Genomic DNA, 24099 nt, shown 5'->3' with positions numbered 1-24099 from the left:
TCCATGTCCTCCCGAAATGAAGCTTGGACCGGTCTCTTGTTCACCGCACTTCTGATCGAACAACTGCTCAACGGGCTGCAGCTCGGTGTGATGCTGTTTCTGATGGCCGCCGGCCTGACGCTGATCTTCGGCGTAATGGGCCTGATCAACCTTGCCCACGGCTCGCTCTACATGATCGGCGCCTTCGCCTGCGCGACTGTCGCGGCGGCCACCGGCTCCTTCTGGATCGGGCTGATCGCCAGCCTTGCGGCCGCCGCCGGCGTCGGTGCGATCATCGAGGTCGCGGTCATCCGCAGGCTCTACGATCGCGATCATCTCGACCAGGTGCTCGCGACCTTCGCTCTGATCCTGATACTGTCCGAAGGTGCCCGCTGGCTCTTCGGCTCGTTCCCGCTCTACCTCGACATACCGCCTTTGCTGCAGGGCGCGGTGCCGCTCCCGGGCGGCGGCCAGTATCAGCTTTATCGCCTGGTGATCATCGGTGTCGGCATCGCGGTGGCCATCGGTCTCTACCTGCTGATTTCCAGGACGCGTCTCGGCATGCGTATCCGGGCGGGCGAATCCGACCGCGAGATGATCGGGGCGCTCGGCGTCGACATCGGCACGCTCTATACGGTCGTCTTCGCGCTTGGCGCAGCGCTCGCGGGCCTTGCCGGCGCCCTGGTCGGGGCGCTGCAATCAGTGCAGGTCGGCATGGGTGAGCCCGTCCTCATCCTCGCCTTCGTCGTCATCGTCATCGGCGGCATCGGCTCCATCAAGGGCGCGCTCGTCGGCGCGATGATCGTCGGCGTGGTCGACACGATGGGCCGCTTCCTGCTTCCCTCGCTGCTGGCGCTCACCATGCCCGCGTCGCAGGCGACGACGATCGGCGCTGCACTCGCTTCGATGCTGATCTATGTGGTCATGGCGCTGATCCTCGCTTTCAGGCCGAGCGGCCTGTTTGCGGCGCAATCGTGAGGTCCCGATGAGCCGCGAAACCACCGTCAACCTGCTGCTCGCCCTTCTGCTTCTTGCCGCGCCGATCCTGGCCGCAAACTTGGGTGAGCCCTTCTATGTGACGCTCGCGACCCGCGTCACCGTGCTGGCGCTCGCTGCCGTCGGCCTCAATCTCGCGCTTGGGCTCGGCGGGCTGCTCTCGTTCGGGCACGCCGCCTTCTTCGGCCTCGGTGGTTACGTCGCTGGCATCCTCGCGACGCACGCCTTCAATGCAGAACCGCTCTTCGCCGACATTCCGGCAACGACGTCGATGCCGCTCATCTGGGTAGCGGCCGTGGCGGTCGCCGGACTCGCAGCGCTGCCGATCGGTGCGATCAGCCTGCGCACATCAGGCGTCTATTTCATTATGATCACGCTCGCCTTCGCGCAGATGATCTACTATTTCGCGATCTCCTGGCCCGCCTATGGTGGCGAGGATGGTCTCTCGATGTCGATGCGCAACGCCTTTCCCGGCGTCAACACCGCCAAACCCCTGCCCTATTTCCTGATCTGTTATGCGGCGCTGATGGCCGCACTTCTTCTGTTCCGTGTGGTCGAAGGTTCGCGCTTCGGCAGCGCGCTGCAGGCGGCAAGACAGAACGGAATCCGCCTTGCAGCCGTCGGCATCGCGCCCTTCCATATCCGCCTCGTCGCCTTTGCGGTCTCGGCGATGATCACCGGCCTTGCCGGGGCGCTCTATGCCGATCTCAACCGCTTCGTCGGCCCCTCGATGCTGTCCTGGCACATGTCGGGCGAACTGATCGTGCTGATCATCCTCGGCGGCAAGGGACGGCTGTTCGGCCCGGTAGCCGGCGCGATGATCTTCGTCTTCTTCGAATATGTGCTCGGCGGCATCACCGAGCGCTGGCAGTTCTTCCTCGGCCTGATCCTTCTCGGCATCGTGCTCTTTGCCCGCGGCGGATTGCTGGGTCTCCTCTCCGGAAAGCCGCGCCATGTCTGAGCCCGTTCTCGAAATCCGCGATCTCCGCAAATCCTTCGGTGCCCTCAAGGCCACCGACGGGGTGAGCCTCGATCTTCGCCCGGGTCAGATCCACGCGCTGATCGGCCCAAACGGCGCCGGAAAAAGCACACTGATCCACCAGATCGCCGGTTCGCTCAAGGCCGACAGCGGCACCATCCGCTTTCTCGGAGTGGACATTGGCAACCTCGACATGGCCGCCCGCGCCAGACTCGGTCTTGCACGCAGCTTCCAGATCTCCTCGCTGGCGCAGGAGTTCTCGGCACTTCGCAACGTCATGCTGGCGGTGCAGGCGCGCGAGGGCAGCAGCTTCCGCTTCTTCCGCCAGGTGACCCGCGACAAGGACCTGACTGAGCCGGCCATGGCGATGCTCGAACGCGTCGACCTCGCCGCGCGCGCCCATGTGCCGGCGGCGGAACTTTCGCACGGCGAACGCCGGCAACTGGAGATCGCCATCGCGCTGGCGCTTTCGCCGAAAGCGTTCCTCCTCGACGAGCCTATGGCCGGCATGGGACCGGAGGGCTCGAAGCGGCTGACCACGTTCCTCGACGGCTTGCGCCATGAAGCACCCATGCTCTTGGTGGAGCACGACATGGACGCGGTCTTCGCGCTCGCCGACCGGATATCCGTGCTCGTCTATGGTCGCATCATCGCGTCAGGCACGGTCGATGAGATCCGCAGCGACCCGGAAGTGCGCCGGGCCTATCTGGGAGAAGCCGCGTGAGCCTGCTCGAAATCAAGGGCCTCGAAACCTTTTACGGGGCTTCCCAGGCGCTTTTCGGCGTCAATCTCGATGTGCGGGAGGGCGAGGTGGTCGCGCTCATGGGCCGCAATGGCATGGGCAAGACGACGACGATCAATTCGATCCTCGGCCTCGTGCGCCCACGCGCCGGCGCCATCTCCTTCGCCGGCAAGGCGATCTCCGGCCTGCGCCCACACCGGATCGCCAGGCTCGGCCTTGGCCTCGTTCCCGAAGGACGACGCTGCTTTCCCAATCTCACCGTCATGGAGAACCTCGTCGCCACGGCCCGCGGCAGCGCGTGGAGCTTCGAGAAGGTGATCGCACTCTTTCCCCGCCTCGGCGAGCGGCGCGACCAATACGCCAACACGCTTTCGGGCGGCGAGCAGCAGATGCTCGCCATCGGCCGGGCGCTGATGACCAATCCCAGCCTGCTCATTCTCGACGAGGCAACCGAAGGGCTGGCGCCGGTCATCCGCCAGGACATCTGGTCGGCGATCCGGACGCTGAAAGCCGCTGGCCAATCGATCCTGGTGGTCGACAAGACGCTTTCGGAACTGCTGCCGGTGGCCGACCGCTGCTTCGTCTTGGAAAAAGGCGCGACGGTATTCGAGGGGCCACCGCGCGCACTGACGCCTGAGCTTCAGGACCGGTATCTCGGCGTCTGATTTGCCGGTCAGGCTGCGGGAATACCGCCGCCGAGCACGACGGAATAGGTGGCGGCGTCGATGTTGCCGCCGGAGATCACGCAGACGACGTTCCCTCTGAGGTCCGGCCGCGCGATCGCGGCGGCGAGCGAGGCAGCGCCTGCTCCCTCGGCGACGATCTTCGCCTTCCTGAATAGCAGCCGCATCGCATCGGTCACCCGAGCCGGGCTGACGGCAATCGCCCCGTCGATCAGTTCGCGCGCGACCGGCCAAAGCTTAGGCACCGGCGACGGCGCGCCAATGCTCTTGATGAACGAGGGACGCGTTTCCACCGTCACGATCCGCCCTGCCTCAAGGGCGGCGCAAACCGGGGCGGCGCTGTCATCCTCGACCGCAAAGACCCGGCAACGGTCGGAAGCGGTCTTGACGGCACTTGCGACCCCAGTGGTCATGCTGCCACCGCCATAGGGAGTGAGCACCACGTCGACATCGGGCAAATCCTCGGCGATTTCCATGCCGATGGAGCCGTTGCCGGCAAGCACCGCCTGATCAGTCACCGGATTGATCAGCAGTTCCGGTGCATCCGGCCGGTCCGCGCCGGTGATGTAATCCCACCACGTTTCTTGGGTGACGAAACGCACCTCGCCGCCAAGCTCGCGCACACCATCGATCTTGGTCTGTGGCGCGCCGCGATACATGTAGGCAACCATCGGCACGCCGATGAGGCGTGCAGCCCAGGCCATGCCATAAGCCATGTTGCCGGAACTGGTGACCGCCACGCCCTGCCGCAGAGCCGCGGGATCGCGCGACAAGACTGCGTTCAGCGCCGGGCGAAGCTTGAAGGCGCCGATCGGAGACAGCGTCTCCAGTTTCAAGAAGATCTGCCGGTCGGGAAATCCGAGGTCGAGCCTGACCAGCGGCGTGCGCTCAAAGTGCGGCGCAATACGCTTGCGGGCTTCGGCGATTTCATCCGGGGTCGGACGGTATGGCGCGGTCATTGCTTAAGTCCCCCGTTAGCCGTCCTCCCACCTTCGGGCACAACGGCCTCGAACCAATCCGCTGCTGGGGCGGCGACCTTAGTCTGCGCCTGAACAGACCCTGCGGGCGAAATGCCGCCCGCAGTCGTCAGTGCCATCAATCAGGTCACGGCCGCACGAACCGCGAAACGCGCATCCTGCCATGCATCAGTGCTAAGGATCTCTTCCAGAATCTCAACCGCCCGCCAGACGTCGGCATAGCTCACATAGAGCGGCGTGAAGCCGAAGCGCATCGTGGTGGGCGCGCGGAAATCGCCGATGACGCCGCGGGCAATCAGCGCCTGCATGATCTCGTAGCTGTTCGGATGGCTGAACGAAACCTGGCTGCCGCGCTTCGAGCCGTCGCGCGGGCTTTCGAGCTCCAGCCCATAGGCGCCGCATTTCGCCTCGACGAGCGCGATGAAGAGGTCCGTGAGCCGGATGCTCTTCTCGCGCAACGCCACCATGTCGACCTCGTCCCAGACGTCGAGCGCGCCCTTCAGCGCGCGAAGCGACAGGATCGGTTGCGTGCCGCAGAGGAAGCGACGGATCCCCTCGCCGGCGGCATAGCGCTTTTCGAAGGCGAAAGGTCGGGCGTGGCCCCACCAGCCGCTGAGCGGCTGGTGGATATCGCCGTGATGACGGGTGGCGGCGTAGATAAAGGCAGGGGCTCCGGGGCCGCCGTTCAGATATTTGTAGGTGCAACCGACGGCGAAATCGACATTGGCGACGTCGAGATCGACCGGCAGGGCGCCGGCCGCATGGCAGAGATCCCAGATGACCAGCGCGCCATGCTCGTGCGCCTTGCGGGTCAACGCCGCCATGTCACGCAATTCGCCGGACTTGTAGTTCACGTGGTTGACCAGAACCACGGCGACGCTGCCGTCGATCAGGTCCCCGATCTCGGGCGCATCGATCCCTTCGAGACGCAGCGAAGCGCCGGGACGGGTCGAGACCACACCCTCGGCCATGTAGAGGTCGGTCGGGAAACTGCCGCCTTCGCTGACGATAACCGAGCGATCGGGCCGGAGCGCCATCGCCGCGTGCAGCGCCTTGTAGATGTTGATCGACGTGGTGTCGCAGACGACCGTCTGGCCGGCGGCCGCCCCGATCAGCCGCCCGAGCCGGTCGCCGAGCGCCAGCGGCATCTCGAACCAGCCGGCCGTGTTCCAGCTGCGAATGAGATCCTGTCCCCATTCCTCGGTCGCGGCCTTGCGAAGCTCGTCGAAGGCGGCGGTCGAGGCAACGCCCAGCGAGTTGCCGTCGAGATAGATAAGGCCCGCAGGCAGGATGAAGCGCTCGCGCATGGGGCGCAGCACATCGGCCGCATCCATGGCCTCGATCGCAGCAAGATCAGGAACTGCATTCATGACGGTGGTCCTTGTTTATTCGCGAACGGTTTCGCGGGCGGGTGCTGGCCCGCGGCTTCGCTTGAGGCTCGGAAGAGCCAGCATGGCCAGAACGAACAGGCCGGTCGCAAGTTTCAGGTCCGGCGGAGGCATGCCGGCCGCCAGGCAGAAGGAGACGAGCTGATAGTAGACGATCGCGCCGACGAAGGGGGCGGCGAGCTGGCGCAGCACATTTTGCTTGCCGACGATCGCTTCGCCGATCATCAGCGCCGCAAGACCATTGATCAGGATGCCGAGCCCCATGTTGACGTCGGCAAAACCCTGCGACTGCACCATCAGCGCGCCGCTGCCCGCCGAGAATGCACCGGCGAGCCCGACACCGCCGATCGTCGCCAACCAGACATTGATGCCCTGAGCTTCCGCCATGTCGGGGTTGGCGCCGACAGCACGGACCGCAGTCCCCTTCTCCGTCCTGAAGAAATGATAGAGCAGGATAAAGACGACGAGCGCGATCAGCCCGGCGACGACGATCTTGCTTGCCGGGAAACCCGGCTGCAGCCCCGGCGCCCAGTCGAATACCGTCGGCGCGCCGAACACCGAGAGGTTCGATCGGCCCATGATCCTCAGGTTGATCGAATAGAGCATCGTCATCATCAGGATGCCGGCAAGCAGCGTGTGGATCCGGAACCTAAGATGAATGAAGGCCGTGCAGCAGCCGGCGATGAAGCCGGCGACGAGTGCAATGGCGATCGCGGCAAGCGGCGACATGCCGGCCGCCATCAGCACGCCGCAGACGCAGCCGCCGAGCGGAAACGCGCCTTCGCTGGTCAAGTCCGGAAAGCTCAGCATGCGGAACGGGATCATGATCCCGAGCACGACGAAGGCGAGGATCAGGCTCTGCGCCAGCGTGACGGGAACGAGCGAGACGAAGCTCGCGATGGTGTTTTGAAGAATATCCATGATCGTCAGCTCGCCAGGAACATACGGTCGGTTTTGACGGAGAAATGGCCGATCAGGTCCGGCACCGTCGTCTGGGCCTTGTCCTTGCCGTCGATTTCGAGGCGCACCCGCCCGGCGTCGAGCATGATGACCTTGTGGCCGAAATCCACGGCGTGCTGCATGTTGTGCGTCACCATCAGCGTCGTCAGCTTCAGGGCTTCGACCGCGCGGATCGTCGCCTGCATGACGATATCGGCGGTGCGCGGATCAAGTGCTGCGGTATGTTCGTCGAGCAACAGCAGCTCTGGCTCACCGCCGACCGCCATGATCAGCGACAGCGATTGCCGCTGGCCGCCGGAGAGCAGCTCCACCCGTGTGTCGAGGCGGTTTTCGAGACCAAGCCCAAGCAGCGCCAGCCGTTCCTTGTAAGTGGCAAGCCGCGTGGGGTTCAGCCCGCGGCGCAGGGTCCGCTTGTTGCTGCGCAATTCGGCAAGCAGCATGTTTTCCGCCACCGTCATGCTGGCGGCGGTGCCGCGCATCGGGTCCTGGAAGACGCGGGCGAGCCGCATGGCGCGCTTGTGGACGGACATGGCCGTCACGTCGTCACCGTTGATGACGATCTGGCCGCTGTCGAGCACCAGCGCGCCCGAGATGGCATTGAGCATGCTGCTCTTGCCGGCGCCGTTCGAACCGATGACGACACCGAATTCGCCTGTCTTGAGACGCAGGTCCAGGCCGTCGAGCGCGACCTTTTCGTCCGCCTGCCCCTTGTAGAATACTTTGCGGGCCGATCTGATTTCCAGCATTGGCTCCCCCTAATGATCGAGTGACGGCGCCCTCGGCGCCGTCACTGTTGAGACCAACCGGAAATCAGTCGACGACGCAGTTGCACTCGCCGGCAAGGGCAGCCGGCACTTCGATGCCAAACGCCGCGGCCGCCTTCTTCGAGATCAGCGGTGCGTGATCTTCATAGGCCGGACGCGACGGCGCGATCGTCTTCGGGTCCGCGCCCTTGAGGATCTGGGCGGCAATCTTGCCGGCATTGACGCCGACCTGCTCGTAGTTGACCGCAAAGCTTGCCGGCACGACGCCATCGCGGACGGCGCCGTCGTCGGAATTGACGATCGGGATCTGCGCCTGGCGTGCGGCCGCCGAAACGGCGCCGATCGCCGGCTGCAGCAGGTTCGATGCGGGCGTATAGATCACGTCGGCCTTGCCGGCGAAGGAGGCGATGCGCTGCTGGATGTCGTTGACGTTGTCGACGCCGACCTCCACCACCTCGAAGCTGGCAGCAGGGGCTGCTTCCTTGATCTTGTCGAGCAGAGCGGTGTCGTTCGCTTCACCCGGGTTGTAAGGGACGCCGAAGCGCTTGGCGTCCGGCAGGAGCTTACGGGTAAAGGCCATCACGGCCGCCACGTCCTGAAGGTCCGTCGCACCGGTCATGCCATCGTCACCCGCTTCCCAGGACGGAACGAGCTTCGCAGCAACTGGATCGGTAACGGCGGAGAAGACGACCGGGATGCCGGAGCCGGCAAGCGCCTTCTTGGCGATCTGCGAGACGGGCGTGGTGATCGTATAGACCAGCTTCGGCTGTTCGGCCTGCAGCTTGGCAATCATCTGCGGCACCAGCGAAGCGTCGAAGTTGGTGTGGCTCTCGGTATAGACGACATCCTTGCCTTCGACGAAGCCGTTCTCGGCCAGCGCCTTCTTGAAGCCGGCGATCGACGCGTTCAACTGCGGATGTTCGCCGAAATTGGCGATCCCGATGCGGATCGGATCGGCCGCAGCCGTTCCTAGTCCCCATGCCATTGCGCCGGCGACGACCAACCCCGAAAGCCAAGTGCTCTTGCTCATAATCCCTCCCAGAATCTGACGAGCGTTACCGCCCTCCTCGGCGGCGTACGGGGATGATGGCGAGGGTCGGAGTTCTTGTCAAACAAATATATATATTTTCACGATCAAGGCGGAACTATATATATTTGTATCGATCCGATGCGGGCGCTAAGGGAACGGGATGCAGGAGCACGAACAGTCGACCAAAACGGAATCGGCCTACCGGCTGCTACGCCGCGACATTCTGGCGACGCGGCTGAAGCCCGGTGCGCCGATGAAGTTGAGCGCGCTGCGCGAGAGCTATGGGATCGGCTGGACGCCTCTGCGCGAGGCGCTGTCGCGTTTGGAGGCAGAGGGCCTTGTCACCGCGATCAGCAATCGCGGCTTCGCAGTCGCACCGGTGTCACGCGAGGAGCTGGATGATCTCACCCGTGCGCGACTCGCGGTGGAAATGCCGCTGTTGATCGAGTCGATCGAGAACGGTGACAGCGCATGGGAATCCGCCGTCGTCACGGCGCACTATCGGCTGTCACGCTGCAAGGTCTCCGTCGAGCACTTCTCTGAAAGCGAGGTCGACGAGTGGGACGAAAAGCACGCCGGTTTCCATGCGGCGCTGATCAGCGCGGCCAGGTCGAACTGGCTCGCGCGCTTCCAGGCGACGATCTCCGACCAGCTTCGGCGCCACCATCGTTTCTTAAGCCTCGCCCCGACGATGAGGGCTGCCGCCGGCATGAGCCAGGGCTATGAGGAGGCCGTCGCAGCCTTGCAGGACGCCATGGCGATCACGCATCACACCGAGCTCATGGAGGCGGCACTCGATCGCGACATCGAGCGCGCCAAGGTGCTGATGGCCGACCACATCGGCTTTACCGTCAATGTCTATGTTCAATCCGAAGATGGCGGGCGCGCCTCGGCTTCCACGCGACAGACGGCGCCGGGGCTTGCGTCCAAATGACGACCCATGACAGCCTGTCCAAGAGCCGCAAACGCCTTTAAAAAGCAAAACAGGAAGTGCCTGCCGATTTGCGCAGGGTTAGAAGCGGACATTGGGAATGATGGGTGAAGACAAGTTCGACACTTCGCCGGAATGGGTGGATGGCGAGACCAAGGCGCTCGAGGCTCCGGGCGATCACCGCGCCGAGCTGAGGCTCTGGCTGCGTTTGCTGACCTGCTCGACACTGGTCGAGAGCGAGATCCGTCGCAGGCTCCGGGAAGAATTCGACTCGACCCTGCCACGCTTCGACCTGATGGCCCAGCTTGAACGCGCGCCCGACGGCATGGTGCTTGGCGAAGTCTCGAAGCGCATGATGGTTTCGCCCGGCAACATCACGGTGCTGGTGGAGCGCTTGACCGAGAGCGGCCACATCAGCCGCACGACGCTTCCGACGGATCGCCGCGTGCAGGTCATCGCGCTGACACCCTTCGGCCGTGCCGAATTCGAGAAGATGGCAGCGACGCATGCCGATTGGATCTCCGACCTGTTTGCCGGTGTTTCACCGCAGGATAGCAGCGTGCTGATGGACGAGCTTGCCAAGCTCAAGCAGTCCATTATCGCCGCACTGGCGCGCAATAGCTGAGGCGTCTCGGACCCAGATCAGGCCCACAACCGATGTCCCCTCCATTCCGCGTAGGGATGAACGAGTGCCTTAGCTGGTTAGCCGCGGAGCCCTGATGATCCTCTTGAACAAGGCATTCATCGCGTCGCCGATGCCTTCCGTCGGACTTACCTCGAAAAACAGCCCATCTGTGGCGCATTCGCGCATCCTGGAGCCGATCTCGTCCTGAAATGGCTTGATCCAAGTGTTGTACCAACTGTTGGTCGGCAACGGCAAATAGGTCGTATACAGGACCGCGATCTTGTAACCTTTGTCCTTCAGCAGCTTGCAATACTTCGTGTCGATCGGCTCCTGGCAACGGCCGTTGGTCGTTTTCTTGGTACAGGTCTTCGGCTTATAGCTATCCCCAACGCCATCGGAGACGAAGAAGACAATTTTTTCGGGGGAAGCCGCGGTGGTTCCGGTGCCGGGCGGGCCCATGGCAGCACCCATCTGCGTCAGCGCTCGGTCCAAATCGGTCTGCTGATCGTTGTCATATCCCTGGTACGGAATGGACATAAGATCGATCGATGCCGCCTTTTCTCTGGCTTTTGCCAGGTCGGCTGTCAACGGCGAGACCTCGAGGAGTTTTGTATCCTCTGCCTTCTGACCGAATGTGTATATCGCCATCCGGAATTGGCTGGGATTCCTTCGCGATTCAATGGCGGTATCCATCAGGCTGGCCGTTGCCTTGGCAACGACGTTGATGCGTACGGTCACACCGAGTCTCTTCGCCAGATTGTAGTAGCTGTTCTTATCCTCCACGCCATTCTTGACGATGTGGCAGGCGAACGCGCAATTGTCCGGTGTGTTCGCCACCATCTTTTTCACGTCGGATGGCGTCGCGCCGACGCCCATGGATGGGGTGTTGTCCAAGAGCAGATAGAAGTCGCGATAGGCCTGCGTCTGGTATTCTGCCGTGGCTGAACCGGAAACTATCATGTGATCCTTGCCGAGAACTTTGCTCAAGGTTGTCTCTACTGATGCCTTGAACGTTACGGCAGATTTTATCGTGCTCCCCTCTTTCACAACCGCAGCCTTTGCTTCCAGTATTGAGTATGAAGCGCCGCCGGAATTGATGTCGAAGAATTTTAACGCATCCGCCTCGCTCAAAGGCACCGTGCCGTCTCCCAACATTGCCTGGGCCTCCGCCAGACCCGCCGAACTATCAGCGACGGCAGCCAAGGCGGCGGCGTCTGCGGCGGCCTGAAGCTCGGATTTTGTCATCACTGCATTGGCGAAATCGATTGCGATCCCCCCTGCTCCAATGAGCGGGACCAGCAGGATGGCTGCCATCATCCCGAAGTTCCCAGACCGATCCCTGAATAGACCTGCAAGCATGCCGTTCCCCTGCAATGAACTGCCCCATCAGCGGGTTACTGCAGGAAAGTTAATTTAGCGCGCTTGCAGCATCCACTTTGGAAACAAAGTTATCGTCGAGCGGTTAGGCTGACGCACAGACGAAACGCCGCCGGCATGTGGCGCTGTGCAAGTGCATGTGCAGAGCATGCATTTGTCCAAAACAATTTTAAGCTTGAAATTTCTTCCGAACGAGTCCAACCTGTTCCCGTCAGTCCGGGATGACGGCAAACGCATCTCGACGGCGACACGCGCAGCCGGAGCTCGGGAGGAGAACCATATGCGGATCGTCTGTATCGGTGGCGGGCCGGCGGGCCTGTATTTTGCGCTGCTGATGAAGCGCCAGCATCCGGAGCATCACGTCACCGTCGTCGAGCGGAACCGCGCCTTCGATACCTTCGGCTGGGGCGTCGTCTTCTCCGATGCGACCATGCAGTCGATGCGCCAATGGGATCCGAAGACGGCCGAGGCGATCGAGGTCTCGTTCAACCACTGGGACGATATCGAGCTGGTCTTCAAGGGCCGCAAGATCCGCACGACAGGCCACGGCTTCGTCGGCATCGGCCGCAAGAAGATGCTCAACATCCTCCAGGACCGCTGCCTCGAACTCGGCGTCGAGCTCCTGTTCGAGCAAGACGTCGAAAGCGACGAGCAGTTTTGCGATGCGGACCTGATCATTGCTTCCGATGGTGTCAACTCGCGGATTCGCAACAAGTATGCAGACGTCTTTCGACCCGACATGGTCGTTCGACCGAACCGCTATGTCTGGCTCGGCACGAACAAAAAGTTCGACGCCTTCACCTTCGACTTCCAGCGCACCGAACATGGCTGGTTCCAAGCGCATATCTATCGCTTCGACGAAAACACGTCGACCTTTATCGTCGAAACGACCGATGACGTTTTCCGTGCCCATGGCCTCGACCAGATGGACCAGGACCAGTCGATCGCGTTCTGCGAGAAGCTCTTTGCCGAAACCCTCGACGGCCACAAGCTGATGACCAATGCGCGGCACCTGCGCGGTTCCGCCTGGTTGAACTTTGGCCGGCTGATCTGCGAGAAGTGGAGCCATTTCAACGGCCGCAGCCACGTCGTTTTGATGGGCGACAGCGCCCACACCGCCCATTTCGCCATCGGCTCGGGCACCAAGCTTGCCATCGACGACGCGATCGAGCTTACCCGCCAGTTCGACATCCTCGGCCACGACAAGGCCAATATCCCCGCGGTGCTCGCAGCTTACGAGGAGGTGCGCCGGGTCGATGTAGCCCGCATCCAGAATGCGGCCCGCAACGCGATGGAATGGTTCGAAGTGGTCGGCACGCGCTATGCCGATACGCTGGAGCCCGAACAGTTCATGTATTCGATGCTGACCCGCTCGCAGCGCATCAGCCACGAGAACCTTCGCCTGCGCGACAAGCACTGGCTCGAAGGCTTCGAGCGCTGGTTCGCCGAACGCGCCGGCGTCGAGCCGGCCGCAAACGGGGCGGTCCCGCCGCCGATGTTCACGCCATTCCGGCTCCGCGGCCTGACGCTCAAGAACCGCATCGTGGTTTCGCCAATGGCGATGTATTCGGCGAGCGACGGCGTGCCGAACGATTTTCACCTGGTGCATCTCGGCGCACGCGCCATGGGAGGGGCTGCCCTCGTCTTCCCGGAAATGACCTGCGTCTCGGCCGATGCCCGCATCACGCCCGGATGCCTGGGGCTCTGGAACGACGAGCAGGCGCAAGCCTTCAAGCGCATCGTCGACTTCGTGCACCAGCAGACACCCGCCAAGATCGGCATCCAGCTCGGCCACGCCGGGCGCAAGGGCGCTACCAGGGTGCCATGGGAGGGGATCGACCAGCCCTTGAGCGAGGGTGGCTGGCCGCTCATTTCCGCATCCGCCCTGCCCTATCTCAAGCATTCCGACACGCCGCGCGAAATGACCCGTGCCGATATGGATCGCGTCGTCGCCGACTTCGTGCAGGCCACCGAGCGCGCTCGCGATCTCGGCTTCGACATCCTCGAACTGCACGTGGCGCACGGTTACCTGCTGTCGAGTTTCCTGTCACCGCTCACCAATCTGCGCACCGACGAATATGGCGGCGATCATGCGGCGCGCGCCCGCTTCCCGCTCGAAGTCTTCCGCGCGGTTCGCAACGCGTGGCCAGATGACAGGCCGATGTCGGTGCGCCTCTCGACGCACGACTGGCACGAGGGCGGCAACACACCGGAGGACGCGGCGATCTTCGCCCGCCTGTTCAAGGAGGCCGGCGCCGACATGATCGACTGCTCGTCCGGTCAAGTCGTGAAGGAAGAAAAGCCGGTTTATGGCCGGCTGTTCCAGACGCCGTTTTCCGACAAGATCCGCAACGAGATCCAGGTCCCGACGATCGCCGTCGGAGCGATTTCCGAGGCCGATCACGCCAATTCGATCATCGCGGCCGGGCGCGCCGATCTCTGCGCGATTGCGCGTCCGCATCTGGCTGACCCCTCCTTCGTCATGCATGAGGCGGCAAAGATCGGCTATGACGGCCAGCCCTGGCCGAAGCAGTACCACTCCGCTCGGGCGCAATATGTGAACAATCTGGCACGCGCGGCGACTTCGGCGGGCAAGCCATGAGCAAAAGGCACGCCCTCGTCACCGGTGCGGGAAGCGGTATCGGCAAGGCGATCGCGCTGGCGCTCGCCGCCGACGGCCACGTCGTCAGCCTCGCCGGGCGCCGCCCTATGCCGCTCGAAGCTGCACGGGACGAAATCGTTGCTGCGGGCGGACAAGCCTTTGTCCGCGCCGGCTTCGATGTGACCAAGCCGGAGGCGGTCGAGCGCGGCATTGCAGCCGCGATCGCTGAAGCCGGAGATATCGCCGTTCTCGTCAACTGCGCCGGCGAGGCACCCTCGGCGCCGTTCGAGAAGACCGATCTCGCACTCTGGCAGCGGGTACTCTCGATCAACCTGACCGGGGTCTTTCTCGTGACGCAGGCAGCCCTTGCCTCCGTGCGCCGGGCAGGAAACGGCCGGATCGTCAATGTTGCGAGCACCGCGGGTCTTACCGGCTACGCCTATGTTTCCGCCTATTGCGCATCGAAGCATGGCGTAATCGGCCTGACGCGCGCTTTGGCGCTCGAGCTTGCCCGCACCGACGTGACCGTCAATGCCGTTTGCCCCGGGTTTACCGACACGCCGTTGATCGACGGCGCGCTCGATACGATCAGCGAAAAGACCGGTCGTTCGCGCGAGGAAGCACGTGCCAGCCTTGCCCGTTCCAACCCGCAAGGGCGCCTGGTGACGCCCGACGAAGTTGCCCACACGGTCTCCTGGCTGGTTTCGGAAAGAGCGACGGCGATCACCGGCCAGGCGATTGCGGTCGCCGGCGGCGAAGTTCTTGGAGGATAAGATGACAAACCCGATGCAGGCCAAGAAGCGCGCCTTCAAGGACCACAACGCCAGGCACTTTCTGTTCGAAACGGATGCCGACGGCCGGGTTGCGACGATCACACTCAACCGCCCGGAAAAGAAGAACCCGCTGACCTTCGAGAGCTACGAGGAGCTTTGCGATCTCTTCCGGTCACTCGCCCGCGCCAGCGACGTACGAGCCGTGGTGCTGACCGGCGCGAACGACAACTTCTCTTCGGGCGGTGATGTCTTCGAGATCATCGAACCGCTGACGCGCATGTCGATGCCCGATCTCCTGGATTTCACCCGCATGACCGGCGAATTGGTGCGCCAGATCCGCGCCTGCCCCCAGCCGGTCATCGCTGCGGTCGACGGTATCTGCGCCGGCGCCGGAGCGATCCTGGCGATGGCTTCCGATTTCCGCGTGGCGACGCCGGAGGCGAAGACGGCCTTTCTCTTCACCCGTGTCGGGTTGGCGGGCGCCGACATGGGCGCCTGCGGCATCCTTCCCCGTATCATCGGCCAGGGCCGTGCGGCCGAGCTGCTTTTCACCGGGCGGGTGATGACCGCGACAGAGGGACATGCCTGGGGCTTCTACAACGCCCTGCACGAACGCTCGTCGGTGCTTGGCGAGGCGCAGAAGTTCGCGCGCAGCATCGCCGACGGCCCCTGGTTCGCCCATGCGATGACCAAAAAGATGCTCGACCAGGAATGGGCGATGGGCATCGATCAACTGATTGAATCGGAAGCCCAGGCTCAGGCGATCTGCATGGCGACCGGCGACTTCCGCCGCGCATTCGAGGCCTTTGCCGCCAAGGCGAAGCCGGAATTCAAGGGGAACTAAGCATGGGTTCCCATGATACGGTTCTGGGCTCGCCGACACGCGACCATCTCGACTGGCCGTTCTACGACGACAGCCACCGCGCGCTTGCCGCCGAGCTGGATGACTTCGTAGCCCGTGGAGGCCTCGGCGAAATTGATCATGCAGATACCGATGCCGCCTGCAAACATCTGGTCGCAGCGCTGGGCAGCGCAGGCGTGCTTCGCCATTGCGTGCCGAAAGCCTTCGGCGGCGTGAGCGAAGAGATCGATAGCCGCGCGCTCTGCCTCATCCGCGAGACCCTTGCCTATGCCGACGGCCTTGCCGACTTCGCCTTCGCAATGCAGGGGCTCGGCACCGGCGCGATCAGCCTTTCGGGATCCGAGGCGCTGAAGCAGACGGTTCTACAGAAGGTCGCCCGCGGCGAATGGATCTCCGCCTTTGCGCTTTCCGAACCCGAGGCGGGATCGGATGTGGCGGCCATGGCCTGTGCAGCGCGCCGCGACGGTGATCACTTCGTGCTCGACGGCGAGAAAACCTGGATCTCGAACGGCGGCATTGCCGACGTCTACACCGTCTTTGCCCGCACCGGCGAAGCGCCGGGCACCCGCGGCATATCCGCCTTCGTGGTTTTCGCCGACACGCCCGGCCTCACTATCGCCGAACGCATCGAGACGATCGCGCCGCATCCGCTCGCCCGACTCCGCTTCGACAATTGCCGCATCCCGGCGTCACAGCTTCTCGGCAGCCCGGGTGAAGGCTTCAAGATCGCCATGCGCACGCTCGACATCTTCCGCCCGTCCGTCGCGGCGGCGGCGATCGGTTTTGCCCGCCGCGCGCTCGACGAGGCGGTGGCGCATGCAAAGAACCGCAAGATGTTCGGCGCGACCCTTGCCGATCTGCCAACGGCGCAAAGCACTCTCGGCGAGATGGCGACGGCGATCGATGCTGCCGCACTTCTCACCTGCCGCACAGCATGGCAACGCGACGTGCGGAAGCGGCCCACGACGCGCGAGGCGGCGATGGCGAAGATGACCGCGACCGAGAACGCGCAGTGGGTCATCGACCAGGCTCTGCAGCTCTTTGGCGGCCGCGGCGTGCGCGTCGGTGAGATCACCGAACGGCTCTATCGTGAGATCCGCGCGCTCAGGATCTACGAGGGCGCGACCGAGGTTCAAAAGCTCATCATCGGCCGCGAGCTGATGAAGGGCACGGGACGATAATGAAGGGGATGTCGAACATGCATGGTTCGAAGGCGTCATTCGACTGGCAGGATCCGTTCAACCTGGATGCGCAGTTGACGGAAGAAGAACGCATGGTGCGGCACACCGCTCAAGGCTATGCCGAAGATCGGCTGGCGCCGCGCGTGCAGGAGGCCTTCCGCCACGAAAACACCGACCCGTCGATCTTCGCCGAGATGGGCGAACTCGGCCTGCTGGGGCCGATGGTGTCGGAGGAGTATGGCGGGGCCGGCCTCAACTATGTCTCCTACGGCCTGATCGCCCGCGAGATCGAGCGCATCGACAGTGGCTACCGCTCGATGATGAGCGTGCAGTCCTCCCTGGTGATCGTGCCGATCTACACCTTCGGCAGCGAAGACCAGAAGCGCAAATACCTGCCTGGCCTGATTGCTGGCACCAAGATGGGCTGCTTCGGCCTGACCGAACCCGACCATGGTTCCGATCCCGGATCGATGATCACCAAAGCGGCCAAGGTTGACGGCGGTTATCTGCTCTCCGGCTCCAAGACCTGGATATCCAACGCCCCGATCGCCGACGTCTTCGTCGTCTGGGCAAAGACCGCCGATGGCGTGATCCGTGGCTTCATCCTCGAAAAGGGATGGAAGGGTCTTAGCGCACCAGCAATCCACGGCAAGGTGGGTCTGCGGGCATCGATCACCGGCCAGATCGTCATGGAGGAGGTCTTCGTTCCGGACGAAAACATGCTACCTGGCGTAACCGGTTTGAAGGGCCCCTTCGCCTGCCTCAACTCCGCCCGTTTCGGCATCGCCTGGGGGGCCCTTGGTGCAGCCGAGTCCTGTTACGAGACGGCACGCCAATACGTCATAGACCGCAAGCAGTTCGGCCGGCCGCTTGCCGCCAATCAACTCATCCAGAAGAAGCTCGCGGACATGGCGACGGAGATTGCTCTTGGTCTCCAGGGGTGTTTGCGCCTCGGACGGATGAAGGACGAGGGAAATCCGCCGGTCGAGCTGACTTCGATCCTCAAGCGGAACTCCTGCGGCAAAGCGCTGGAGATCGCCAGGACCGCGCGCGACATGCTCGGGGGCAACGGCATTTCGGACGAGTTTCCGGTAGCCCGCCATCTCGTCAATCTCGAAGTGGTCAACACCTATGAGGGCACGCACGACATCCACGCACTGATCCTCGGTCGCGCCATCACCGGCATCGCCGCTTTCGCGAACTGAGGTCGGATCCATGTTCAGGACCAAGAGACCGCTGCGTTTCGGAGACTGCGATCCTTCAGGGATCGCCTATTTCCCCTCTTACCTCAACATCCTTGTCGGGGTGACGGAGGACTTCTTCGCGTCGCTCGGCTTTCCCTGGAAGGCGATGAATGACGAGCGACGGATCGGCGTGCCGACGGTGCGCCTCGATCTTACTTTCGCTCGCCCCGGCTTCCAGGGCGACGAGCTCGATTTTGCGCTGGCGGTCCGCGCTATCGGCCGGTCGTCGCTCGATATGGAGCATAGGGTCTCGGCGAGAGACACCGTGCTTTGGACGGCGAAACAGCGGGTCGTTGCCACCTCGCTCGACAATCACGCTTCTTTTGCATGGCCGGACGACATCCGCGCTGCGCTGACACAACATCTGGAGACGACCGATGCACACCATCCTGCAACCTGAAGGCTGGGCAAAGCCCATCGGCTATGCCAACGGCGTGGCTGCAACGGGCCGCACCGTTTTCGTCGGCGGCCAGATTGGCTGGAATGCGCAATCCCACTTCGAGACCGACGATTTCGTCGAGCAGGTGCGCCAAACGCTGAAGAACGTCGTCGCGGTGCTCGCCGCCGGCGGCGCCGAGCCGCATCACATCACCACGATGACCTGGTACTTCACCGACAAGCAGGAATATGTCGGCAACCTTCGCGGCATCGGCCAGGTCTATCGCGAGATCATCGGCCGGCATTTCCCGGCCATGGCCGCGATGCAGGTGGTCGCGCTCGTCGAAGACCGCGCCAAGATCGAGATCCAGGCCACCGCCGTCGTTCCTGATTGAGGCTTGCCGACATGGCCGAGATCCGATTTTCAGAGAGCGTTTCCGCCCGCCTTGAAGAGGGTGTCCTCGTCGTCACGATCGATAACCCGCCCGTCAATGCGCTGTCCGCCCATGTCCGCTCCGGCCTGGTGGCGGCGCTCGATCATGCGGCCAATCTTCCAGCGGTCGCAGGCGTCGTGATCACGGGCGCCGGCAACACCTTCATCGGTGGCGCCGATATCAGGGAGTTCGGCAAACCACCGATCGAGCCGACGATTCCGGAGGTGATCGAGCGTATCGAGACATTCCACAAGCCGGTCGTCTCGGCCGTCAATGGTGCGGCCCTTGGCGGCGGCTGCGAGGTGGCGCTCGCCTGCCATGGCCGCGTTGCCGGCGGCAAGGCATCGTTCGGTCTGCCCGAAGTCAAACTCGGCCTTGTCCCGGGCGCCGGCGGCACGCAACGCCTGCCGCGTCTGATCGGCATGATCGCGGCGATCGATCTCATTGGTACCGGACGGGCCGTCAAGGGAGCCGAAGCTGTGATGCTTGGCCTTGCCGACAGCATTGCCGCCGATCCGGTAGATGCTGCACTCGCTTTTGTGCAGGAACATGTCGGCAAGCCGCTCCGTCGGACCGGCATGATCGCCGTTCCCTCGGCGGACGCCGCCGCGATCAGCGCAGCGCAAGCAAAGGTCCTGGCAAAAGCCCGGGGCCAAGCCGCTCCCGCCGAGGCGGTTCGCCTCGTCAAGGCAGCCGGCGAACACGACCTGAAACAAGGGCTAAATGAGGAACGGGCAAGCTTCCTGCGTTTGCGTGATTCAGCAGAGTCCGCGGCGCTCCGGCACGTGTTCTTTGCCGAGCGCGCCGCCGGCAAGGTCGAGGGACTCGACACGGTATCGCCCAGGCCGATCGAGACTGTCGGCGTGGTTGGCACGGGGCTGATGGGATCTGGCATTGCGGTCTCCGCCCTGATCTCCGGCTATCGCGTAGTGGCACTCGAGCAGACGGAAGAAGCCGCCGCCAGCGGGCGGGCACGCATTTCCGAGACCCTCGACAGGACCGTGCGCTCCGGACGGCTGACTGCGGTTGGCCGCGACGCCTGCCTCGCGCGGCTGCAGACAACCACAGAAGCGAGAGACCTCGGGAATGCCGACCTCGTCATCGAAGCGGTGTTCGACGATATCAAGGTCAAGACGGAACTGTTTCAGAGGCTTGACGGCATCGTCGCCCCTAGCGCGATTCTCGCAACCAACACAAGCTACCTCGACCCTGATGCGATTGCCGCGGCAACAGTCGATCCCTCGCGCGTTGTCGGCCTGCACTTTTTCTCGCCCGCCAACGTCATGCGGCTCGTCGAAGTCGTCGATTGCGCCAGGACAGCGCCCGACGTGCTGGCGACGGCCCTTGCCTTCGTCAAACGCCTCGGCAAGCTGCCGATCGTTTGCGGTGTGACCGAAGGTTTCATCGGCAACCGCATCTTCTCCGCCTATCGCCGCGAGGCGGAGTTCATGCTGGAAGATGGGGCGCTGCCGCAGGAGATCGATGCCGCGCTCGAGGCCTATGGTTTTCCGATGGGGATCTTCGCTGTCAACGACATGGCCGGGCTGGAGATCGCCTGGGCGCGCCGCAAGCGCCAGGCGGCGACACGCAACCCCGCCGCGCGTTATGTCGAGATCGCTGATAGGCTCTGCGAGGCGGGACGTCTTGGCCGCAAGAGCGGGCGCGGCTGGTACGCCTATCCCAATGGCGAGCGCACCATCGATCCCGAGGTTACGGCGGTGATCGAAGCGGCGCGAGCGGTGAAGAACATCACGCCACGCGATTTCACCGCGGACGAGATCATGAGCCGGCTTTTGAAGGCGATGGCCGACGAGGGAACGGCCTTGCTGGCAGAAGGCATTGCCGCGCGTCCCGGCGACATCGATCTGGTGCTGATCAACGGCTACGGTTTTCCCGCGCACAAGGGCGGGCCGATGTTCGCCGCAGAGCAAAGCAAGGACAAATCCCATGGGTGAAGCCTATATCGTCGGCGGCGTCCGCACGCCCATCGGCCGTTATGGCGGCGCGCTCGCGAGCGCGCGCCCGGACGATCTTGCGGCCCACGTGATCCGCGAGACGCTGGCGCGTGTTGCGTCCGTGCCGGCCGAAGCGGTCGACGAGGTCGTGCTCGGTTGTGCCAACCAGGCGGGCGAAGACAACCGCAACGTCGCGCGCATGGCCTCCTTGCTCGCCGGGTTGCCGGATACGGTTGCCGGAACGACGATCAACAGGCTCTGCGGCTCCGGGCTGGATGCCGTCGGTTATGCCGCCCGCGCGATCCGGCTTGGCGAGGCGGAGATCGTTGTCGCCGGCGGCGTCGAGAGCATGTCGCGCGCGCCCTTCGTCATGCCGAAGGCCGAAGGCCCGTTCCAGCGCAGCACCGAGATCCACGACACGACCATCGGCTGGCGCTTCGTCAATCCCGTCATGAAGGACCTCTACGGCATCGACTCCATGCCGGAGACGGCTGAGAACGTCGCCGCCGAGTTTTCCATCTCACGCGAAGACCAGGATGGCTTTGCGCTGCGCAGCCAGGCCCGCGCCGCGGCCGCGCAGAAGAGCGGTCGTTTTGCCCGCGAAATCGCCCCGTATGCGATTAAGGGACGCAAGGGCGAGACAACCCGCGTCGATGAGGACGAGCATCCGCGCGAGACGACGATCGAAAAGCTCGCCAGCCTGCCGACGCCGTTCCGCGCCAACGGCTCGGTGACCGCCGGCAACGCTTCCGGCGTCAACGACGGGGCCGCGGCCCTTATTGTGGCCTCGGGCCGCGCTGTCGAGCGCTACGGTCTGCAGCCCCTTGCCCGGATCGACGGCATGGCGACGGCGGGTGTTGCGCCGCGCATTATGGGCATCGGCCCGGTCTTTTCCACACGCAAGCTCCTGGAGCGCTTTGGCCTTGGCATCGGCGACATCGATATCGTCGAACTGAACGAGGCCTTCGCGGCGCAGGCTCTCGCTTGCATGCGTCAACTCGGGCTTGCCGACGATGCGCCCCACGTCAATCCGAACGGCGGCGCCATCGCGCTCGGTCATCCGCTTGGCATGTCAGGCGCGCGCCTGGCGCTGACGGCGGCATTGGAGCTCGAGGCGCAAGATGCGAAGCGTGCGATCGCCACCATGTGCATCGGCGTCGGACAGGGCATCTCGATGCTGCTGGCGCGGCCGTGACGCCGGCTTCCCGGAACATCCATGTCCAACGGCCGACCCGACCGCCGGGCGGCCTGATCCTCGATCGTCCGAAGGGCTGACCGCATCGGACATCCGGCCGGCGCGCGAGCCCCTGACAAATCGCGTCTTGATGTCTTGATATTGTCGGCGGAAGCGCCCAACTGATCCGCATCGCTCCTTCTCAATTTTCTCAGCGACGCGTCCTGCGCTTGAAGCAACCGACGTCTATCTCCAAAGGTTCCCCCATGACCCAGTATCCGGACATCCTCCTTCATATCGACGGCACCTGGCGGCCGGCTCGAGCAGGCAAAACCATTCCCGTCATCGACCCGGCCACTGAGGAAACGATCGGCCAGGTGGCTTGGGCGGAAGTGGCGGATCTGGATGAAGCTCTGAACGCCGCCCAAAAAGGCTTCCAGACCTGGCGCGCAACCTCGGCCTTCGATCGGGCAAAGGTCATGCGGACGGCGGCAGGCCTCCTTCGCGAGCGCGCCGGCGAGATCGCCTGGCTGATGACGCGGGAACAGGGCAAGCCGATTGCCCAGTCCAAGGGCGAAATTCTCAGCGCTGCCGAGATCATCGAATGGTTTGCCGAGGAAGGAAAGCGGGCCTATGGCCAGATCATTCCACCGCGCGCTCCAAACATCACCCAGATGACCGTCAAGTTGCCGGTCGGCCCGGTCGCGGCTTTCACGCCGTGGAATTTCCCGATCAACCAGGTGGTGCGCAAGCTCTCGGCGGCGCTGACGACCGGCTGCTCGATCATCGTCAAGGCACCGGAGGAGACGCCGGCTTCGCCCGCCGAACTGATCCGGTGCTTCGTCGATGCAGGCATTCCCGCGGGTGTGGTCAATCTCGTCTATGGGGTGCCGGCGGTGATTTCGGAGTATCTGATCTCGCACCCGGTGATCCGCAAAATGTCGTTCACAGGCTCGACCCCAGTCGGCAAGATGCTGGCGGCACTTGCCGGCCAGCACATGAAGCGCGCGACGATGGAACTCGGCGGCCACGCCCCGGTCATCGTCACCGACGACGCCGACATCGATCAGGCCGTCGCGATCATGTCCGGCAGCAAGTATCGTAACGCCGGGCAGGTCTGCGTGTCGCCGACCCGCTTCATGGTGCAGGAACGGGTGGCGGACCAGTTCCTTGAAGGTTTCGTCACGGCATCGCGGAAGATCAAGGTCGGCAACGGCCTGGAAACCGGCATCGACATGGGGCCGCTGGCCAATGAGCGACGCATCCCGGCGATCGAAAACCTGGTCGCCGACGCCGTGGCGCATGGCGCACGATTGGCAACCGGCGGCCATCGCATCGGCAATCGCGGCTATTTCTTCGAGCCGACGGTGCTTGCCGACGTGCCGCTCAGCGCCCGCATCATGAACGATGAACCCTTCGGTCCCGTCTCGATCATCAACCGCTTCAACGAACTGGATGAGGCGATCAACGAGGCCAACCGCCTGCCGTTCGGGCTTGCGGCTTATGCCTTCACCGGCTCCGAGCGAAGCGCCCATCGCCTCGCCAACGAAGTCGAGAGCGGAATGATCTCCATCAACCATCTCGGCCTGGCGCTGCCCGAGGTGCCCTTCGGCGGCATCAAGGATTCCGGCTACGGCACCGAAGGCGGCTCCGAGGCGATCGAAGCCTATCTGGAAACCCGCTTCGTCACACGCAAGAGCGTGTGATGGTCGCAATCGCGGCCTCCCGTTCATGCCTGATTGCGCGGACGGGAGGCACGTTCCACAGCCACCCAGCGCCTCGCATAGGGCCCACGTGCTCGCCCCGCAGAAGTAGCGACAATAAGTTTACGCCCTCGTTACCAAATCCAGCCACCATCCTGACAGGCATGATGCCGAGGGGAGAGCAATGATGGGCTATGATTGGGATGGCGCGCGCGGGCGCCGCATGAAGATCGCACGGTTTGGCACGGCCTTCGCTTTGGCAGCCCTTTTGGTATCGGTCGCGGCACAGGTCGTGACCCGGGCGATCTGAGCGGCAATTGATAGGCTTGTTCGGCGCACCGAAGGGCAGAACGTTCCGAACG

Annotated in this window: 23 protein-coding genes; 17 read left to right on the top strand and 6 right to left on the bottom strand. The window is 63.7% G+C overall.

Features of this window, described 5'->3' with window-relative positions; translation table 11 throughout:
* The first annotated feature begins 36 nt into the window (after positions 1-36).
* Genes QM996_RS19540 through QM996_RS19525 form a run of 4 tightly spaced genes read left to right on the top strand, consistent with a single transcriptional unit; the run spans position 37 to position 3361 of the window.
* Positions 37-957 (top strand): branched-chain amino acid ABC transporter permease, encoded by a 921-nt coding sequence (locus QM996_RS19540; RefSeq protein WP_334197728.1) that lies wholly within the window; start codon positions 37-39, stop codon positions 955-957.
* A gap of 7 nt (positions 958-964) precedes the next feature.
* Positions 965-1936 (top strand): branched-chain amino acid ABC transporter permease, encoded by a 972-nt coding sequence (locus QM996_RS19535; RefSeq protein ID WP_334197727.1) that lies wholly within the window; start codon positions 965-967, stop codon positions 1934-1936.
* A complete protein-coding gene (locus QM996_RS19530) occupies positions 1929-2678 on the top strand; it encodes an ABC transporter ATP-binding protein (RefSeq protein WP_334197726.1) in 750 nt (249 codons plus the stop codon). Before QM996_RS19535 ends, QM996_RS19530 begins: the two co-directional genes overlap by 8 nt.
* On the top strand, positions 2675-3361 hold the full coding sequence (locus QM996_RS19525) for an ABC transporter ATP-binding protein (protein ID WP_334197725.1): 687 nt from the start codon (positions 2675-2677) through the stop codon (positions 3359-3361). Before QM996_RS19530 ends, QM996_RS19525 begins: the two co-directional genes overlap by 4 nt.
* Before the next feature lie 8 nt (positions 3362-3369).
* Here the strand turns inward: QM996_RS19525 and QM996_RS19520 are convergent, their stop codons facing one another.
* The 5 genes from QM996_RS19520 to QM996_RS19500 form a co-directional block, all read right to left on the bottom strand.
* Positions 3370-4338, bottom strand: coding sequence for a threonine ammonia-lyase (locus tag QM996_RS19520; RefSeq protein WP_334197724.1), 969 nt, complete (start codon positions 4336-4338; stop codon positions 3370-3372).
* A 140-nt stretch (positions 4339-4478) separates the two neighbouring features.
* Positions 4479-5726, bottom strand: a complete 1248-nt coding sequence (kynU, locus tag QM996_RS19515) for a kynureninase (RefSeq protein ID WP_334197723.1) — start codon at positions 5724-5726, stop codon at positions 4479-4481.
* A gap of 15 nt (positions 5727-5741) precedes the next feature.
* A complete protein-coding gene (locus QM996_RS19510) occupies positions 5742-6665 on the bottom strand; it encodes an ABC transporter permease (RefSeq protein WP_334197722.1) in 924 nt (307 codons plus the stop codon).
* A 5-nt stretch (positions 6666-6670) separates the two neighbouring features.
* Positions 6671-7450, bottom strand: coding sequence for an ABC transporter ATP-binding protein (locus QM996_RS19505; RefSeq protein WP_334197721.1), 780 nt, complete (start codon positions 7448-7450; stop codon positions 6671-6673).
* Between the two features lie 64 nt (positions 7451-7514).
* Positions 7515-8498 carry an ABC transporter substrate-binding protein gene (locus QM996_RS19500; RefSeq protein ID WP_334197720.1) on the bottom strand — a complete coding sequence of 328 codons (984 nt, stop codon included), beginning with the start codon at positions 8496-8498 and terminating at the stop codon, positions 7515-7517.
* Positions 8499-8658: 160 nt separating this feature from the next.
* On the opposite strand from QM996_RS19500, the gene QM996_RS19495 reads away from it, so the two are divergent.
* Entirely contained in the window at positions 8659-9432 is a 774-nt protein-coding gene (locus QM996_RS19495; RefSeq protein WP_334197719.1) for a GntR family transcriptional regulator, read from the top strand.
* A gap of 97 nt (positions 9433-9529) precedes the next feature.
* Positions 9530-10054 carry a MarR family winged helix-turn-helix transcriptional regulator gene (locus QM996_RS19490; RefSeq protein WP_334197718.1) on the top strand — a complete coding sequence of 175 codons (525 nt, stop codon included), beginning with the start codon at positions 9530-9532 and terminating at the stop codon, positions 10052-10054.
* A gap of 69 nt (positions 10055-10123) precedes the next feature.
* Here the strand turns inward: QM996_RS19490 and QM996_RS19485 are convergent, their stop codons facing one another.
* Positions 10124-11371, bottom strand: coding sequence for a pilus assembly protein TadG-related protein (locus QM996_RS19485; protein WP_334197717.1), 1248 nt, complete (start codon positions 11369-11371; stop codon positions 10124-10126).
* A 340-nt stretch (positions 11372-11711) separates the two neighbouring features.
* On the opposite strand from QM996_RS19485, the gene QM996_RS19480 reads away from it, so the two are divergent.
* The 11 genes from QM996_RS19480 to QM996_RS19430 all read left to right on the top strand — a co-directional run bounded on the left by QM996_RS19480 (position 11712) and on the right by QM996_RS19430 (position 24047).
* The gene (locus tag QM996_RS19480) at positions 11712-14033 is read left to right on the top strand and encodes a bifunctional salicylyl-CoA 5-hydroxylase/oxidoreductase (RefSeq protein ID WP_334197716.1); all 2322 of its coding nucleotides are present in this window, start codon (positions 11712-11714) and stop codon (positions 14031-14033) included.
* Positions 14030-14806 carry an SDR family NAD(P)-dependent oxidoreductase gene (locus QM996_RS19475; RefSeq protein ID WP_334197715.1) on the top strand — a complete coding sequence of 259 codons (777 nt, stop codon included), beginning with the start codon at positions 14030-14032 and terminating at the stop codon, positions 14804-14806. The genes QM996_RS19480 and QM996_RS19475 overlap by 4 nt, the downstream gene beginning before the upstream one ends.
* Before the next feature lies 1 nt (position 14807).
* Complete coding sequence (locus tag QM996_RS19470) at positions 14808-15650, top strand: enoyl-CoA hydratase family protein (RefSeq protein ID WP_334197714.1); 843 nt, start codon at positions 14808-14810, stop codon at positions 15648-15650.
* A 2-nt stretch (positions 15651-15652) separates the two neighbouring features.
* Complete coding sequence (locus tag QM996_RS19465) at positions 15653-16849, top strand: acyl-CoA dehydrogenase family protein (RefSeq protein ID WP_334197713.1); 1197 nt, start codon at positions 15653-15655, stop codon at positions 16847-16849.
* 17 nt (positions 16850-16866) lie between these two features.
* Positions 16867-18054 carry an acyl-CoA dehydrogenase gene (locus QM996_RS19460; protein WP_334197712.1) on the top strand — a complete coding sequence of 396 codons (1188 nt, stop codon included), beginning with the start codon at positions 16867-16869 and terminating at the stop codon, positions 18052-18054.
* A 10-nt stretch (positions 18055-18064) separates the two neighbouring features.
* A complete protein-coding gene (locus QM996_RS19455) occupies positions 18065-18493 on the top strand; it encodes an acyl-CoA thioesterase (protein ID WP_334197711.1) in 429 nt (142 codons plus the stop codon).
* Positions 18471-18866 (top strand): RidA family protein, encoded by a 396-nt coding sequence (locus tag QM996_RS19450; RefSeq protein ID WP_334197710.1) that lies wholly within the window; start codon positions 18471-18473, stop codon positions 18864-18866. Before QM996_RS19455 ends, QM996_RS19450 begins: the two co-directional genes overlap by 23 nt.
* 11 nt (positions 18867-18877) lie before the next feature.
* Positions 18878-20860, top strand: a complete 1983-nt coding sequence (locus QM996_RS19445; RefSeq protein ID WP_334197709.1) for a 3-hydroxyacyl-CoA dehydrogenase NAD-binding domain-containing protein — start codon at positions 18878-18880, stop codon at positions 20858-20860.
* On the top strand, positions 20853-22055 hold the full coding sequence (gene pcaF, locus QM996_RS19440) for a 3-oxoadipyl-CoA thiolase (RefSeq protein ID WP_334197708.1): 1203 nt from the start codon (positions 20853-20855) through the stop codon (positions 22053-22055). The genes QM996_RS19445 and pcaF overlap by 8 nt, the downstream gene beginning before the upstream one ends.
* 245 nt (positions 22056-22300) lie before the next feature.
* Positions 22301-23740: an NAD-dependent succinate-semialdehyde dehydrogenase gene (locus tag QM996_RS19435; RefSeq protein WP_334197707.1), complete on the top strand. Its 1440-nt coding sequence runs from the start codon at positions 22301-22303 to the stop codon at positions 23738-23740.
* Between the two features lie 181 nt (positions 23741-23921).
* Complete coding sequence (locus QM996_RS19430; RefSeq protein WP_334197706.1) at positions 23922-24047, top strand: hypothetical protein; 126 nt, start codon at positions 23922-23924, stop codon at positions 24045-24047.
* Positions 24048-24099: the final 52 nt, after the last annotated feature.

Origin of the sequence: Sinorhizobium chiapasense (genome assembly GCF_045277575.1) — a bacterium.
Classification (GTDB): domain Bacteria; phylum Pseudomonadota; class Alphaproteobacteria; order Rhizobiales; family Rhizobiaceae; genus Ensifer; species Ensifer chiapasense_A.
This window is presented reverse-complemented; position numbering and strand designations above follow the sequence as displayed.